This is a genomic window from Novosphingobium aromaticivorans DSM 12444 (genome assembly GCF_000013325.1).
Taxonomy (GTDB): Bacteria; Pseudomonadota; Alphaproteobacteria; order Sphingomonadales; family Sphingomonadaceae; genus Novosphingobium; species Novosphingobium aromaticivorans.
In genome coordinates, this window is the sequence record NC_007794.1 from 1386188 (window position 1) to 1400692 (window position 14505).

Below are 14505 nucleotides of genomic sequence, written 5' to 3' on the forward strand. Positions count from 1 at the left end.
TATGCTTTGCGTCGTTCGGCCTGGTGATCATCAGGAGGCGTTATGAGCATTTTCATTGGGATCGATGATGCCGACAATCCGCCATTTTTCGGCGATGGGGGCACGACGGTCACTCGCGGCAAGGGGGGCAGCGACACGCTGATCGGCGGCAATGCGACGTTCAGCGGCAGCAGCGTCTACAACACGCTCATTGGCGATTGGCGCAACATTGCATCTTCGGCCCGAGGGGGAGAAGATCTCCTGACGGGCGGCGGCGCCTTCGGAAGCGAAAGCATCGCCGTCAATCTCCTCTGCGGCGATGCCTATGGCATCTTCGGTAGCGCCAAGGGCGGTAATGACACCCTTGCCGGTGGCGAAGCCGTCCGCGGTGCGACTGTCACCAACGACCTTTACGGCGACGCATACAGCATGAGCGACACCGCCAAGGGCGGAGACGATACCCTGACGGGCGGCGCCGCTTCGGGGCGGGCGGGCGCGACGACCTTCAATTTCCTGTACGGCGATGCCTATGACTTGACCCTCAACGCCAAGGGCGGGAACGATATCCTGACGGGCGGCGACGCCTCTTATGCGGGAGCGGTCAATGTCCTCTATGGCGATGCATATTCCATGTCCGGCCATACCAAGGGCGGTGAAGACGTTCTGATCGGCGGCATGACAAATCGGGGGGATATCGAAAATACCCTTTATGGCGATGCGTTCAGCCTGTCCGGCTATGCCAAGGGTGGCAATGACACCCTGGTTGGGGGCGACGAAGGGCGCTACGGGTTTGTCACCAATACCCTCTTCGGCGATGCGCACGATATGTCCGGCCGAGCCAGTGGCGGCGACGATACCCTGACCGGCGGCGGGGGCGAGCGCAATTACCCTGCCACCAACACACTCTATGGCGATGCCTATTCGCTCTCGGACTTCGCCAAGGGTGGCAATGATGTCCTGACTGGCGGCGGCGTCGGCTATAGAGGGGACGTCACCAATACCCTGGTTGGCGACGCATACGGCATGGGCGGTTCCGCCAAGGGGGGCGACGATGTCCTGACCGGTGGGAACCTCAGCGGTGTAGGCACGATCGAGAACATTCTCTTCGGTGACGCGGCCGGCAGCGATGACGGATCGGGAGGAATGACAGCCGACGCCAAAGGTGGTGCGGACAACCTGACCGGGGGTAGCGTTTTCGGCGATGGTTCCGTCACCAATACGCTTTATGGCGACGCATATCGGATTTCCGGTACCGCCCATGCAGGCAAGGATGTTCTGACGGGCGGCAGCAATAGCGGCAGCGGCAGTGTTTCAAACACCCTCTACGGCGACGCGCGCAATGCCGACGCCGGCGGCGGTGCCAATGGCGGGGATGACCACCTGACGGGTGGCGCCAACAGCGGCGTGGGGGATGTTCGCAACGGCCTCGTCGGAGACTTCCTCGAGATGTATGCCTCCGGCGCGGGAGGCAACGATCGGTTGACCGGCGGCAACATGAGCAGCGGCAGCTACCTTCTCAATGATCTGTTCGGAGATGCCTTCCGCATGGCCGGCGTTGTCATCGGCGGCAGAGATCACCTTGCCGGGGGCGACATGAGCGGCGGCACCGAACTGGTCAACAATATCCGAGGCGACGCGAGCCAGATGTTCAACGCCACGCAAGGCGGTGACGACGTGCTGGCGGGCGGAAACAACAGCGGCACCGGCACGGTCACCAATCTTCTGCTGGGCGAGGGCGAAGAAATGCACGATTTCGCCAGGGGCGGTGGCGACATCCTTCATGCCGGGGCAGCAACGGCTGGCGGCGCGGTGATCAATGACATGTGGGGCGACGCCCAGGTCATGTCCGACACGGCCCACGGAGGGAGTGACACATTCGTTTTCAGGGACAATGCGGCACTCGGCCAGACTGTCGGGGCACAAAATCGCATCCATGACTTCAGCCAGGACCAGCACGACGTCATTCACTTCGTCGGCGTTGCGGGCGTCACGGCGTTCAGCGACCTTGTGTTCGAGGTCACGACGTTCAACGATGTCGCCAGCACAGTCATTCACGCGGGGGCTGACGCCGTCGTTCTCGTTGGCTTTACGGGCAATCTGACTGCCGACGACTTCGTTTTCCTATGAGTGCGGCCTGCGCATGCATGGGTCCAATTCAGTCGGTAGAACCGTTGGCCTTCCAGATCGGCGAGACGAGCACGATTACAGCCAGAACCAGATTGGTGACCCCGGAGAGATACGGGGTTATCGCGGTGTTGGCGTCGAGTGACACCAATCCGTCAACGAGGCCGTTGGCAAGATTCCATCCCCAATGCAGGCCCACGGCAGCCCAAAGCGAGGCGGTGCGAGCGAGTGCAATGGCATAGGTTACGCCAAGGCAAGCGAGCATGAACCATTCCGCAGGGCCATTGCCCAACCGGAAAACGTGGTTGAGGACGTAGATCAGGGCGGACGCGATCACGAACCGCGCTGCGGTTGCCGCGATCGGCTGGACTCGCCACCAAAAGCCACGTGTAATGATGTCTTCCGTTGTCGAAGCTACGAACGTGGCGAGGAGGGTGAAGGCAACGCCGCCAACGGTCAGCCCTGTCGGTGCTTCGTGGCCGGGGCTGTAGGCACCAATCCGCAGGCCGACGAAGATCGCGACAGCCTTCCCGATGATGGAGAGTAGAATGCCCGCCACGATCCAGATCGGGACGCGAGGTTGCCATGCCAAGCCATAGGCAGCGTAGCCTTTCGCCCGCAAAAGCCATCGACCTATCGGCCACGCGAGCAGAAGGGCGGCCAGCATGAGCGCTCCCTGTGCAGCGCTGCTGTCCAGAACCAGGGCTCCGATTCCCTCTGCCGACTGGTAGACTGTAAACAGGGCGATGAAAGCCACTGCCATCTGCCAAGGTGAAACAGTGAAGTAGCGGTCCCCCATCGGAGGCGTTGTAGCGCGGATTTCGTCTCGCGACTACAGTCGAGCAGGTGTCATCGGCAGAAGTGCTGTTCCGATCGACCTTCGAGGGCATTTCTTTGGCAGTGTGATTCTGTCTTTTCGTTCCGAAGGCATGTATTCCGGGCACGACGCCGGCGTGCTCACTTGAGGCGGACCTTTCCAGCTTCCTGTGACATCGAAGATCGCAACGTCACGTTGCGGATCGCGCTGATTCGGCTGGCTGGTCAACTGCCTGCAATCATTGGTGGTCTCAGGCCTGGAGCGGCGCTATCTGGCGTCTGGAATAGGGTGCGGGCAGATTGTCGGCGCACGCCGGGGAGACGGACATGACGAAGCTCAGGGTCAACGGTGCGGAGCGAGAGGTCAAGTCGGGTTCCGATACGCCGCTGCTCTACGTCCTGCGCAACGAGCTGGGCGTGATGACCCCGAAGTTCGGGTGCGGCATGGCGCAGTGCGGGGCCTGCTCGGTGCTGGTCGACGGCGAGGAGACGCGGGCCTGCGTGACCCCGGTTGCCGCCATCGAGGGCAAGGAAGTGACTACGGTCGATGGCCTCCCCGCACGCTGGGCCGCACAGCGCGGGCTTTCGGCGGAGCAGGCGGCCGGCAAGCTCCATCCGGTGCAGGAAGCCTGGATCGCGGAGCAGGTGCCGCAGTGCGGGATCTGCCAGTTCGGCATGATGATCAAGATTACCGAACTGCTCGAGGCCAACCCCAAGCCCACCGATGGCGATATCAAGGAGGCGCTGACCACTTCCGGCCCTTCGCCCCACCTGTGCCGCTGCGGCAGCTACGCCGCGATCCTGGAAGGCGCCCATCGCGCCGCGCGGCTCATGGCCGAAGGAGGTGCGAAGTGAGCGGAGCCCTTTCCATCCACGGCGCGACGCTCAGCCGCCGGGCCTTTGTCGGTGCCGGGGGCGCGTTGGTCGTCGCGCTCGGCCTGCCGGCCAGCGGCGCCCGCGCGGCAAGCGGATCGAGCGACCCGGCAATCCCCGCCAACTGGATCGAGATCAACGCCGACAACACCGTGCTGATCCGCACTGGCAAGTGCGACTTCGGCCAGAGCAGCATCTACACCGCTTATCGCCAGATCGTGGCCGAAGAACTGTCGATGCCGATCGCGGCGATGACCACGGTCGTTTCCGGCGATACCGACCGCACGCCCGACGGCGGCGGCACATTCTGGCTGCTCGGATACTCGCAGAACCTGCGCAAGGTCGCCGCGTTCATGCGCGAGGCCGCGCTGGAGCTGGCCGCGAAGAAGCTCGGTGTCGGACGGGACAAGCTTTCGGTCGCCGATGGCCGCATTTCGGGTGACGGCAAGTCCGTGACCTATGGCGAGCTGGTGCGCGGGCAGTCGCTTACGCTGACGATCCCGGTCGAGGGCGACCTTACCAGCCCGATGGGCCTCACGGTGAAGGGCGAGCCGCCGATGAAGCCGGTGGCCGATTACACCATCGTCGGCAAGCCGGTGCCGAACCCGATGACGGGTCCCAAGATCTCCGGCGAGGCGGTATGGGTGGGTGACGTCAAGCTGCCCGGCATGCTCCACGCGCGTGTGATCCATCCCGAGACGCTGGGGTCGACGCTGGATAAGCCCGGCACGCTCGATACTGCGCAGTTCCCGGGCGCGCGCCTGGTGCGGATCGGCAATCTCCTGGCGGTCGTCTCGCCCGAAGAGTGGGAGGCCGTTCAGGCCGCGCAGGCGGTTGCCGCAGACACGACGTGGACCGCGTGGAAGGGCCTGCCCGGCCATGATGGCTTGCGCGACCACATGCGCGACAAGGCCGACTGGAAGAGCTTCCCGGTGCGCGACGGCGCCGCCAACAAGGGCGATCCGGCCGCCGTTACCGGAGCCAGGGTGCACCAAGCCGCGTACTTCCTGCCCTATCACAAGCACGCGCCGATCAGCCCGATGGTCACGCTGGCAGACTACCGTCCCGACGGTTCGGTTACCCTGCACACGCTTTCGCAGAACCCGCAGCACCTGCGACGGATGATCGCTAAGATGCTGGGCACGGGGCAGGACAAGGTCGTGGTGCGGACCTATCCAGGATCCGGCCATTATGGCCGTTCGAATGGCGGCAGTGCGGGCAGCGAGGACGAGGCGGTGCTGCTTTCGCGCGAACTGGGGCGGCCCGTGCGCGTGCAGTGGATGCGCCACGACGACATGCAGTGGTCGACGCAGTCGTCCGCCGGTCTTTCCGACATTCGCATCGCGCTCGGCGCGGATGGACGGATCGAGGGCTATTCCGCCGAACACCGTGTGCCTCCGATGCAGGACGATCGCCTGATCGGCGCGCTGCTGGCGGGGTTGCCGGTCCTTGAAGCGCCTTCGGCCGAAACGCGCGACGGTTTCCAGAACGGCGTGACCGATGTCCAGGACACATGGGTCTACGGCAAGGTCGGCGCCGTGCGCGAGAAGGGGCTCGGCACCTGGCAGGTCGGCCAGCGGGAATCTCCGATTGCGGTGGGCCTGCGCGACCATTCGATGCGCACGCCGATCCAGTTCCAGCAGAACTTCCCGCGCGAGCTGGCGATCAGCGAGGCGGCGATGCTTGCGGGGAAGGATCCGCTGCAGTTCCGGCTCGACCATGTCACCGATCCGCGCTTCACCGCCATTCTCGAGCGGCTGCGCAAGGAGTCCGGTTGGCAGGCGCGACCGTCTCCAGCCCCGGGCGCGAAGGCATCGGGCAAGGGTGCGGTCAAAGGGCAGGGCGTATCGATCATGCTGCGCGACAATGGCTACTGGGCCTGTGCCGCCCACGTATCCGTCACGCCAGACAGCGGCGAGGTGAAGGTCGAGCGGATGACGATGGTTGCCGACGTCGGCATCGTCATCAACCCGCTGCAACTGCGCCGCCAGATCCAGGCCGGTTGCCTGATGGGCGTGAGCCAGGCCCTGCACGAGGAAGTCGCGTTCGACGAAGGTGCGATCACTTCCGCCGATTGGTCTGGCTATCCCATCCTGACCATGGCCGAGATGCCGGAGCTGCGGATCTTCTTCGAGACAAACCCTGCCGTCGGCAACTATGGCCAGGGTTCGGAAAGCGCCAATGCGCTGGCGGCGCCTGCCATCGCGGCGGCTGTGATGGACGCCACCGGAAAGCCGGTACGCCGACTGCCCCTGCGGCCAGACTACGTGAAGGTGGCGCTCTCCTGACGGAGCGCCGAAGCGGCGGGGATCAGCCCGCCGCTTCGAGCGCCTCGCCGGCTTCCAGCCACAGCATTTCGGCCTCTTCCAACTCCTTCGCCAGCTTGCCGCGACGGTGGGCAAGGTCGCCCATCGTCAGCTTGGCGAGCGCGGGCGGGGCGCTGGAAGGTTCGAACATCGCGCGGTCGATCTGCGCGATTTCCGACTGGAGCTTGCCGACGCGGGTTTCGGCTTCGGTCTGCTTCTTCCTGAGCGCACGCAATTCCTCGCGGGCGAGGGCGCGGGCCTTGCGATCCTGCGCCGCGCCCTTTTCCCTGGCCTCGCCCGCACCGTCCGCCTTGGGCTGGTTCCGGCCCAGGATGAAGTCGATGTAGTCCTCGATGCTGCCGTCGTAGGGGCGGGCCGTGCCGCCATCGACCAGCACGAGCCGGTCTGCCACCAGTTCGGCCATGTGGCGGTCGTGGCTGATGAGGATGACCGCGCCCTTGTAGGCGTTGAGCGCCTGGACCAGCGCTTCGCGCGCGTCGATGTCGAGGTGGTTGGTCGGTTCGTCGAGCACGAGCAGGTGCGGTGCGTCGCGCGTGACCAGCGCCAGTGCAAGCCGCGCGCGCTCCCCGCCCGAAAGCGTGCCGACTTCGGCTGTCGCGCGATTGCCAGAGAAGCCGAAGCGGCCGAGCTGTGCGCGGATGGCGGCGGGAGTCTTGCCCTCCATCGCGCGCGTCATCAGTTCGAGCGGCGTCGCTCCGCCCGCGATTTCCTCCACCTGGTACTGGGTGAAGTAGCCGACCTGCATCTTCGACGTTGCCGTCATCGCCCCGTCCATCGGTGCGAGCTGGGCGGCGAGCAGGCGGGCCAGCGTGGTCTTGCCGTTGCCGTTGCGGCCGAGCAGCGCAATGCGGTCGTCCGGATCGATGCGCAGGTTGAGCCGCTGCAGTACCGGCTTGCCCGGCGCATAGCCGACCGAGGCGAGGTCGAGGGTGATGAGCGGTGGGCGCAGTTCCTCGGGATCGGGGAAGTCGAAGCTGAGCGACGGATCTTCCACGACCGCCGCGATCGGCTGCATCTTCGCCAGCATCTTGGCGCGCGACTGGGCCTGCTTGGCGGTCGAGGCGCGGGCGCTGTTGCGGGCAATGTAGTCCTTCAGCCGGTCGGCCTGCGCTTCCTGCGCGGCGCGGGCGGCGGCCTGCTGGGCGAGCCGTTCGTTGCGCTGGCGCTCGAAGCTGTCGTAGCCGCCGGGATAGAGCGTTAGCTTGCCCGCATGGAGATGGACGATGTGGTCGGTCACGTTGTTGAGCAGGTCGCGCTCGTGGCTGATCAGCAGCAGCGTGCCCGGGTAGGCCTTGAGGAAGTTCTCGAGCCAGAGCGTCGCTTCGAGGTCGAGGTGGTTCGACGGTTCGTCGAGCAGGAGAACGTCCGGCGCCGAGAACAGCAGCGACGCCAGCGCCACGCGCATCCGCCAGCCGCCGGAAAAGCTGTCGAGCGGGCGCGCCTGCATGTCTTCGTCGAAGCCAAGGCCGATGAGGATACGGGCGGCGCGGGCGGGGGCGCTGTATGCGTCGATGGCGAGCAGGCGCTCGTGCACGTCGCCCAAGCGATCCGGATCGGTGCAGGTCTCGGCTTCCGCAAGAAGCTCGGTCCGCTCCCTGTCGGCCGACAGCACGGTTTCGAACGGCGTCGAATCACCCGCCGGGGCTTCCTGCGCGAGGTAGCCGAGCCGCGTACGGCGGGGCATCTCGACTGCGCCCTCGTCAGGTTCGATCTCGCCGATGATCGCCTTGACCAGCGTGGATTTGCCGGCGCCGTTGCGACCGACGAGGCCGACGCGGGCGCGCGGAGGCACCGCCACCGAAGCGCGTGAAATGATGTCGCGCCCGCCAAGGCGCACGGTAATGCCGTTGATCGTTAGCATGGCGGCGCGCCTAGCATGGCGAGCGCAAGATTGTGCAACTTTTCGAGCCGGCTTGTGAAAAGCCCTCGCTGCCGTTCGATGCGGGACGCATGGCGGTCCGATGGACGAGCCGGAAAAAGGGGGGAAGCGGGGTGATGGTGGGCCCGGCAGGATTCGAACCCGCGACCTAGCCGTTATGAGCGGCCAGCTCTAACCGCTGAGCTACAGGCCCATCACGAACGGCCCCGCGCGCATGCCGGTACAAGGGCACCGCCGGATTGGCAAGGCGGGTTGAAGCGTCAGATTTCCGCCGCTTCCATGATCTCGCGCACGCAGGTCGGCTTGACGTTCCGCTGCTGCATGTAGGTCAGGACGCCACGCCACCATGCATAGAACAGGTCAAGGTCGGACTCGTCGCGCACGTAGGGAGTATGCCCGGGGCAAAGCGACGGGCTGTGAAAGGAGAAGACCAGCATCTCCAGCCCGTCGTCCAGCGCCATGTCGATTCCCTTGATCGCCTCGTCCAGGGTCACGCCTTCCGGGGTAAGGGGAATGCGTTCCAGCATCCCGATCCGGGCGAGCGCGCCGCGAAGGCGAGGCACACGCCACAGCGCGGGATAGATCGTCTGTCCCTGCTGCCGTAAAAGTCCCGAGAATACGGTGGTCAGCGGCATTTCCATCAGGCCGTTGCGCTTGTCGATCCACCACGGGCGCAAGGGATATTCCCGAAAATTCGGGCCGCCGGCCGAACTGTAGTCGAAGCGCGAGCGGACCGAGGTGTCGATCGCGATCGCGCAGTCGGACAGGATCGAAGCCGTCGCCGGCCCCACGCCATAGCGCCCCGCGCGATAGATCAGCGGCCCGACGCCGAACGCCTGCTCGATCGTGTCGCGCAGCTTGCGGAACTTGGCGCGTTCCAGTTCAGGGGCAAGATTGCCCGCGAAGCTGTTGTGGACATTGACGTCCTCGTCGTGCGGCGGGCTCACCCAGGGGTGCAGTTGCACGCCGATTTCAGCCTTTCCGGCATGGACCGCATCGCGCAGGATATCTGCCGCGCGCGGATCGCTGGCGACCGGGAAGTCGACGAGATAGACCGGCACGACGCCCACGCCTTCGCAGAACTGCTGGAATTTGGCGAGGCGCGGTACGTGGTGAAGCCCGTGGCTCGTCCGGTCGAGTGGCTTGCTCCAGTCGAACTCCTCTTCGGTATCGACGGTCAGCAGGAAGCGGGTGCCGAAACCGGGCTTGAAGCGGACGAAGTCTTCTTGCGCGGGCATGCGCAGGATCGAAGGTCGATTGCCGGTGTCCACGTTCACCCCCGCGCGAACCTGCCGGCCTCCCCGGACGGCCCCGATGCCCGCGCGGTTCCCGGGGTATGATCGGCGTCAACCCCGGTCAAGCGCGGGAGTTCCACAAGGATGCGGTTGCCTTCGCGCCGCAATGCTCCGCCGCTTGCCTCGAACTCCGCCCGCGCCAGGCGCAGCGCAAATCCGTTGCCAAGCATGGCCGATGCCGCAAACGATCCCCCGCTGGCGCTCGCCTCGGGTGCGAACAGGGCGGTGTCGTCCTGCGCCTGCAGCGATGCGGGCAGGGTAAACCACATTTCTCTAGTGGCGCCGTCGGCCTCGAGGCCCAGCGATAGTCGCTCCGCCGGAGCCACGCTGGCCGCGATCACCGAAAGCACTCTCCAGATCGAGCGCTCAAGCTCGTCCTCGGCCATGCCGACGTCGACGGCGTGGGGCGGCATGGCCACGGTCAGCCGGACGTTGCGGGCAGACAGGACCGGCGAAACCTGCTCGACCAGCCGCGCTAGAATGGCGCTGGCGTCGGAGTGGCCGCCCTCCATCTCCAGTGCGCGGCTTTCCAGCTTGACCAGTCTTTCGACTTCCTCGAACCCGGCGAGCATCACTGCGGCGTCGGCCGCGATGCTGGCGGCCATTGCACGGTACTGGTGGGGTGTCGCCCCGAAGACCTGTTGCTGGATGACTTCGGCAAAACCCTGGATGGCGTTGATCGGCGTGCGCAGCTCGTGCAGCAACTGGCGAAGCCGGTCCGCCTCGGAAGCGCGTTCGCTTGCCTCTGTCGCCTTGCCGTCGACCAGCGCGAGCGGCCTGCGCAGGCGCAGCAGGTATCCCGTGAACTGTCCGCCCGAGCGCGCGAAGCAAGGCGTTCCATCCGCCTGCCACGATCCGGCAACATCCTCGGCGCCCTCGATCTCGATGCGGCCAGCGCTGACCGGCTGGCGCCTGCGAAATGCTCGTGCCATGGCCTCGTCGCAGCGGACGGGCGCGTCGGAGGCAGCGGAAAACACCGTGCTGCCGATCAGCATGCCTGCCGGATCGATGCCTGCCTGGACGACGATTCCGGCGGCATCGGTACGCAGGTCGACCATCGCTGCCTGCCTGCGCGCGGCGGCGCGTTCCTCGTCGAAGGGCAGCCGCGGCGCAAGGCCGGTCGTGCCTGGCGCAACCGGCGCGCTCTGGCGTTCCTCGCGCCGGCGGCGGAAGGCTTCGATGCGCCGCACGATTGCCCCGATGCCATCTTCGGGCAGGCTTCCCGCCGCAACCACGGCGGGTTCGGGAGTGTTCGGTTCCGGCGCAGTCAACTCTGTCTCCGGCGCAACCGGGGGCAAGGAGGAGTCCTCGTCCGGCAGGGCAATCTCCGCGATGTCTTCCGCCACATCCGGGCGGGGCAGCAGGAAATCGTTGACCCCCAGCCGGGAGAGCAGCTTGCGCACGTCCTCGCCAAGATCCGAACGATGCCGCAGGAAACCGCGCGCCTGCGTTGGCAGCCGCGGGATCAGGGCCAGCCAGTCCTCGTCGGGCAGATCGGCCGCTGCGATCGCCGCAGATGCGGTGCGCGGCCCGCCTTGCGCAAAATGATAGACCAGTACCGCCGAACGGTGACGGACCGACCGCAAAACGGCTGCGCTACCTTCGTCGTCGAGCATCGCCGCCAGTGATTCGACACGCTGCAATGCCGCTGCGTGCCTTGCGGTCCATTCCGAAAGCGGCACCGCGCCAAGCAGGTCGACAAGCTGGCGCAGCTGCGTACGCGCCGCCGTCTTTCCGGCCACGTTCGTACGCAGCACGGTTTCGAGGCGGTCGTCGACGATCATCAGGACTCCGCGTGAGAGAGCAGGGCAAAGGCAAGGCTTATGGTGCCTTGCGAACGGCTTAGCGCATCGAAGGCTAACAAATCGTGGCCAAGCGCAAAAGCTTGCTATCCACTGCGTTGCAATGTGGGACGATTGCGATATGACACAATAAAATTATCGCCCGATCATCGATTTTGTGCGGAAAGTTGCCAGACATGCTTCTTTCTGAACGCTACGACGGGCGAAGGTGAAACGGACGAATTGAAGGCATGGCAACCTTGGACGGTATCGACCGGCGGCTTCTCGCCGAACTACAGGCAGAAGGGCGGGTAACCAACGTGGAACTCGCACAGCGCGTGGGGCTCACCGCGCCGCCGTGCCTGCGCCGTGTCCGCGCGCTCGAGGATGCGGGCGTCATCAAGGGCTACCATGCCGAACTCGATGCCTCGAAGCTCGGATTCGCGATCACTGTCTTCGCGCTTGTCAGCCTCAAGAGCCAGGCCGAGGAATCGCTCCGCCAGTTCGAGGATCACATGCGCACGCTGCCCGAAGTGCGAGAGTGTCACATGCTGAACGGCGAGATCGATTTCATCCTCAAGATCGTCAGCAAGGACCTGCAAAGCTTCCAGGAATTCCTGACGAGCAAGCTTACGCCGGCCCCCAACGTGGCAAGCGTGAAGACCTCGCTGACGATTCGCACGGCCAAGCAGGTGCCTGGGGTGCCTTTGGAAGACTGACGGAAGTCCGAATGGACTTTCGCCTCTCCTGCCTCAGTCCGTCGAACTTGCCGCGCGTTCGTGGTGACGGATCACTTCCTGGATGACGAAGCGCAGGAACTTCTCGGAAAATTCCGGGTCGAGCTTGGCGTCCTCGGCCAGCTTGCGCAGGCGGGCGATCTGGCGTTCCTCGCGGCCGGGGTCGGAGGCGGGAAGCTTGTTCTCGGCCTTGTAGGCGCCGACGGCCTGCGTGATGCGAAAGCGCTCGGCGAGGATGTGGATCATCGCCGCGTCGATGTTGTCGATCGACTGGCGGTAGGACGCCAGCACCGGATCTTCGCTCATTCCCTTACCCCGTCATTTGGTCGAACCGCGCGCTAACGTGCAACTTGCGTCTTGCCAAGCGCCGCCCTTGCGGCCAAGCGGTCAGCCACGATGACCGCGACCATCCATACCCTGCCGCGAAAGGCGGAACCCTCGCTTGCGCCGATGATGGCGCTGGTGGCTGAAGGCATGAACAGCGTCAACGCCGTGATTCTCGACAGGATGCAGTCGCGCATCCCGTTGATTCCGACGCTGGCGGGTCACCTCATCGCCGGCGGTGGCAAGCGGATGCGCCCCATGCTCACGCTGGCGAGCGCGGCGCTGCTGGGCTACGGCGGCAGCCGCCATTACAAGCTCGCGGCGGCAGTCGAATTCATCCACACCGCAACGCTCCTGCATGACGACGTCGTCGATGGCTCCGACATGCGTCGCGGCAAGAAGACCGCGAATATCGTCTACGGCAACCCGGCGACGGTCCTTGTCGGCGACTTCCTGTTCAGCCGCAGCTTCGAACTCATGGTCGAGGACGGCTCGCTCAAGGTCCTGCGCATCCTGTCGAACGCATCGGCGGTCATCTCCGAAGGGGAGGTCGACCAGCTCGTCGCCCAGCGCCAGATCGACACGACCGAGGAAATGTACCTCGATATCATTGCCGCCAAGACTGCCGCGCTGTTTTCGGCCGCCTGCCGCATCGCGGCCGTCGTCGCCGAGCGGCCCGATGCCGACGAACTCGCGCTCGATGCCTATGGCCGCAATCTCGGCATTGCCTTCCAGCTTGCCGACGATGCCATCGACTACGATTCCGATGCCGCCGAAATGGGCAAGGACCAGGGCGACGATTTCCGCGAGGGCAAGATGACGCTCCCGGTGATCCTCGCCTACGCCCGCGGCGACGAGGAAGAACGCGGGTTCTGGCAGCAGGCCATCGCGGGAGAGCGTTCCTCCGACGCGGACCTGGCCCATGCCATTTCCCTTATCCGGCGGCACGATGCGGTCCATGCGACGCGCGAACGCGCCCGGATGTATGCGCAGCGCGCCATCGACGCGATCTCGGGCTTCCCGGCAAGTGCGGCGAAGGCGGCAATGACGGAAGCGGCCGAGTTCGCCGTCGCCCGGAGATTCTGAAGCCCCCCTCGAACAGATAGGTTGGACCCTGATGCAGTATCGTCGCCTCGGCCGCTCGGCCATCGTCGTCTCGGACATCTGCATGGGGACGATGACCTTCGGCAGCCAGGTAAGCGAAGCGGAGGCGCTCAGGGTTCTCGACCGGTCCTACGATGCCGGCATCAACTTCTACGATACTGCTGAAGGCTACCCGGTTCCGCCCGATGTCAAATGGGTTGGCAGGACCGAGGAAATCGTTGGCAAGTGGCTCAAGACCAAGCCGCGCGATGCCATTGTGCTTGCGACCAAGGTTTCCGGTCCCAGCCATGTCTGGTTCCGTTCGCCATGCCGCGAAGGGATGACCGCGCTTGACCGCCACAACATCGTGCGTGCGATCGAAGGCAGCCTGCTTCGGCTGGGTACCGACTACATCGACCTCTACCAGACGCATTGGCCGGATCACGACACGTCCTACGACGAGACGATGGAAGTGCTGGACGAGCTGGTCCGGGCGGGCAAGGTCCGCATCACCGGCTGCTCGAACGAGACGAGCTGGGGCCTGATGAAGTCTTTGGCCGCCGCCGAGCGGCTTGGCACGGCACGCTACCAGACCATCCAGAACAACTTCAGTCTGAACAACCGCCGCTTCGAGGACGAGCTGGCTCAGGTCTGCCGGAAGGAAGGCGTCAGCCTCATCCCCTATTCGCCAATTGCCGGCGGGGTTCTTTCAGGCAAGTACCTGAACGGCCAGCGGCCCGATGGAGCGCGCTTCTCGCGCTACCTGGCGATGGAGGGCCGTCAGGCGGAAATGGGCAAGCGCTTCGTCAACGACCGCACCCTTGCCGCGACCGAGCGCTTCATGGGCATTGCCGCGGAAGCCGGCCTCGACCCGGTGACAATGGCAGTCGCCTGGTCCAAGCAGCACGATTTCGTCGCCTCGACGATCGTTGGCGTTGGCGCGGAAGACCAGCTCGCCCCGATCCTGGCTGCCGCCGACCTCGAGCTGTCGCAAGAGGTTCTGCGGGCAATCGACAAGGTTTCCCGCGAAATCCGTTACCCGATGGGGTGAGGGCGGGCGCGGCTACTTGCGGCGACCGAAGCGGCGCCACAGCCAGTAGCAGCTTCCCGCCGAGAACGCGCAGGCTCCCAGGATCGCGGCGCCGATCACGGCGCCGCTGAACAGGATGCCGGTGGTCAGTGCCACCACGAATTCCAGCGTGGTCTTCATCGTCCTGCCCTGTCGCACCCTTCGCCTGCCTGCAAGGGTGAACGGGCCTTGGCGCAAATCGTTGCCAGCGGGCAGGC

Annotated in this window: 12 protein-coding genes and 1 tRNA gene; 6 read left to right on the forward strand and 7 right to left on the reverse strand. The window is 65.2% G+C overall.

The window, feature by feature from the left end:
* The first annotated feature begins 42 nt into the window (after positions 1-42).
* On the forward strand, positions 43-2106 hold the full coding sequence (locus SARO_RS20175) for a hypothetical protein (RefSeq protein WP_011445002.1): 2064 nt from the start codon (positions 43-45) through the stop codon (positions 2104-2106).
* 28 nt (positions 2107-2134) lie between these two features.
* On the opposite strand, the gene SARO_RS06735 is transcribed toward SARO_RS20175, so the two are convergent.
* Complete coding sequence (locus SARO_RS06735; RefSeq protein WP_049759334.1) at positions 2135-2866, reverse strand: CPBP family intramembrane glutamic endopeptidase; 732 nt, start codon at positions 2864-2866, stop codon at positions 2135-2137.
* A gap of 380 nt (positions 2867-3246) precedes the next feature.
* Here SARO_RS06735 and SARO_RS06740 point away from each other — a divergent pair, with 380 nt between their 5' ends.
* Both SARO_RS06740 and SARO_RS06745 read left to right on the forward strand, forming a co-directional pair.
* Positions 3247-3774 carry a (2Fe-2S)-binding protein gene (locus SARO_RS06740; protein ID WP_011445004.1) on the forward strand — a complete coding sequence of 176 codons (528 nt, stop codon included), beginning with the start codon at positions 3247-3249 and terminating at the stop codon, positions 3772-3774.
* Positions 3771-6080 (forward strand): xanthine dehydrogenase family protein molybdopterin-binding subunit, encoded by a 2310-nt coding sequence (locus SARO_RS06745; RefSeq protein WP_011445005.1) that lies wholly within the window; start codon positions 3771-3773, stop codon positions 6078-6080. Before SARO_RS06740 ends, SARO_RS06745 begins: the two co-directional genes overlap by 4 nt.
* A 22-nt stretch (positions 6081-6102) precedes the next feature.
* Here the strand turns inward: SARO_RS06745 and SARO_RS06750 are convergent, their stop codons facing one another.
* From SARO_RS06750 to SARO_RS06765, 4 genes are all read right to left on the reverse strand, one after another.
* Positions 6103-7980 carry an ABC-F family ATP-binding cassette domain-containing protein gene (locus SARO_RS06750; protein ID WP_011445006.1) on the reverse strand — a complete coding sequence of 626 codons (1878 nt, stop codon included), beginning with the start codon at positions 7978-7980 and terminating at the stop codon, positions 6103-6105.
* 135 nt (positions 7981-8115) lie between these two features.
* Positions 8116-8191, reverse strand: a tRNA-Ile gene (locus SARO_RS06755).
* Between the two features lie 67 nt (positions 8192-8258).
* A complete protein-coding gene (locus tag SARO_RS06760) occupies positions 8259-9236 on the reverse strand; it encodes a polysaccharide deacetylase family protein (protein WP_049759494.1) in 978 nt (325 codons plus the stop codon).
* A 35-nt stretch (positions 9237-9271) separates the two neighbouring features.
* Entirely contained in the window at positions 9272-11077 is a 1806-nt protein-coding gene (locus SARO_RS06765; protein WP_011445008.1) for a histidine kinase dimerization/phospho-acceptor domain-containing protein, read from the reverse strand.
* 248 nt (positions 11078-11325) lie between these two features.
* Here SARO_RS06765 and SARO_RS06770 point away from each other — a divergent pair, with 248 nt between their 5' ends.
* Positions 11326-11793 (forward strand): Lrp/AsnC family transcriptional regulator, encoded by a 468-nt coding sequence (locus tag SARO_RS06770; protein ID WP_011445009.1) that lies wholly within the window; start codon positions 11326-11328, stop codon positions 11791-11793.
* 33 nt (positions 11794-11826) lie between these two features.
* Here the strand turns inward: SARO_RS06770 and SARO_RS06775 are convergent, their stop codons facing one another.
* Positions 11827-12117, reverse strand: coding sequence for a chorismate mutase (locus SARO_RS06775; RefSeq protein WP_011445010.1), 291 nt, complete (start codon positions 12115-12117; stop codon positions 11827-11829).
* A gap of 90 nt (positions 12118-12207) precedes the next feature.
* Here SARO_RS06775 and SARO_RS06780 point away from each other — a divergent pair, with 90 nt between their 5' ends.
* Together SARO_RS06780 and SARO_RS06785 are read left to right on the forward strand one after the other, a co-directional pair.
* Positions 12208-13221, forward strand: coding sequence for a polyprenyl synthetase family protein (locus tag SARO_RS06780; RefSeq protein ID WP_011445011.1), 1014 nt, complete (start codon positions 12208-12210; stop codon positions 13219-13221).
* A 31-nt stretch (positions 13222-13252) separates the two neighbouring features.
* Complete coding sequence (locus SARO_RS06785; RefSeq protein ID WP_011445012.1) at positions 13253-14269, forward strand: aldo/keto reductase; 1017 nt, start codon at positions 13253-13255, stop codon at positions 14267-14269.
* Positions 14270-14281: 12 nt separating this feature from the next.
* Here the strand turns inward: SARO_RS06785 and SARO_RS20985 are convergent, their stop codons facing one another.
* Positions 14282-14428, reverse strand: coding sequence for a hypothetical protein (locus SARO_RS20985; protein ID WP_157042424.1), 147 nt, complete (start codon positions 14426-14428; stop codon positions 14282-14284).
* Positions 14429-14505: the final 77 nt, after the last annotated feature.

Excerpts from the sequence above, each read along its gene's own strand:
- SARO_RS20175 (WP_011445002.1), top strand. The coding sequence starts at position 43 with ATGAGCATTTTCATTGGGATCGATGATGCCGACAATCCGCCATTTTTC.
- SARO_RS06735 (WP_049759334.1), bottom strand. The coding sequence starts at position 2,866 with ATGGCAGTGGCTTTCATCGCCCTGTTTACAGTCTACCAGTCGGCAGAG.
- SARO_RS06740 (WP_011445004.1), top strand. The coding sequence starts at position 3,247 with ATGACGAAGCTCAGGGTCAACGGTGCGGAGCGAGAGGTCAAGTCGGGT.
- SARO_RS06750 (WP_011445006.1), bottom strand. The coding sequence starts at position 7,980 with ATGCTAACGATCAACGGCATTACCGTGCGCCTTGGCGGGCGCGACATC.
- SARO_RS06760 (WP_049759494.1), bottom strand. The coding sequence starts at position 9,236 with ATGCCCGCGCAAGAAGACTTCGTCCGCTTCAAGCCCGGTTTCGGCACC.
- SARO_RS06765 (WP_011445008.1), bottom strand. The coding sequence starts at position 11,077 with ATGATCGTCGACGACCGCCTCGAAACCGTGCTGCGTACGAACGTGGCC.
- SARO_RS06770 (WP_011445009.1), top strand. The coding sequence starts at position 11,326 with ATGGCAACCTTGGACGGTATCGACCGGCGGCTTCTCGCCGAACTACAG.
- SARO_RS06775 (WP_011445010.1), bottom strand. The coding sequence starts at position 12,117 with ATGAGCGAAGATCCGGTGCTGGCGTCCTACCGCCAGTCGATCGACAAC.
- SARO_RS06780 (WP_011445011.1), top strand. The coding sequence starts at position 12,208 with ATGACCGCGACCATCCATACCCTGCCGCGAAAGGCGGAACCCTCGCTT.
- SARO_RS06785 (WP_011445012.1), top strand. The coding sequence starts at position 13,253 with ATGCAGTATCGTCGCCTCGGCCGCTCGGCCATCGTCGTCTCGGACATC.
- SARO_RS20985 (WP_157042424.1), bottom strand. The coding sequence starts at position 14,428 with ATGAAGACCACGCTGGAATTCGTGGTGGCACTGACCACCGGCATCCTG.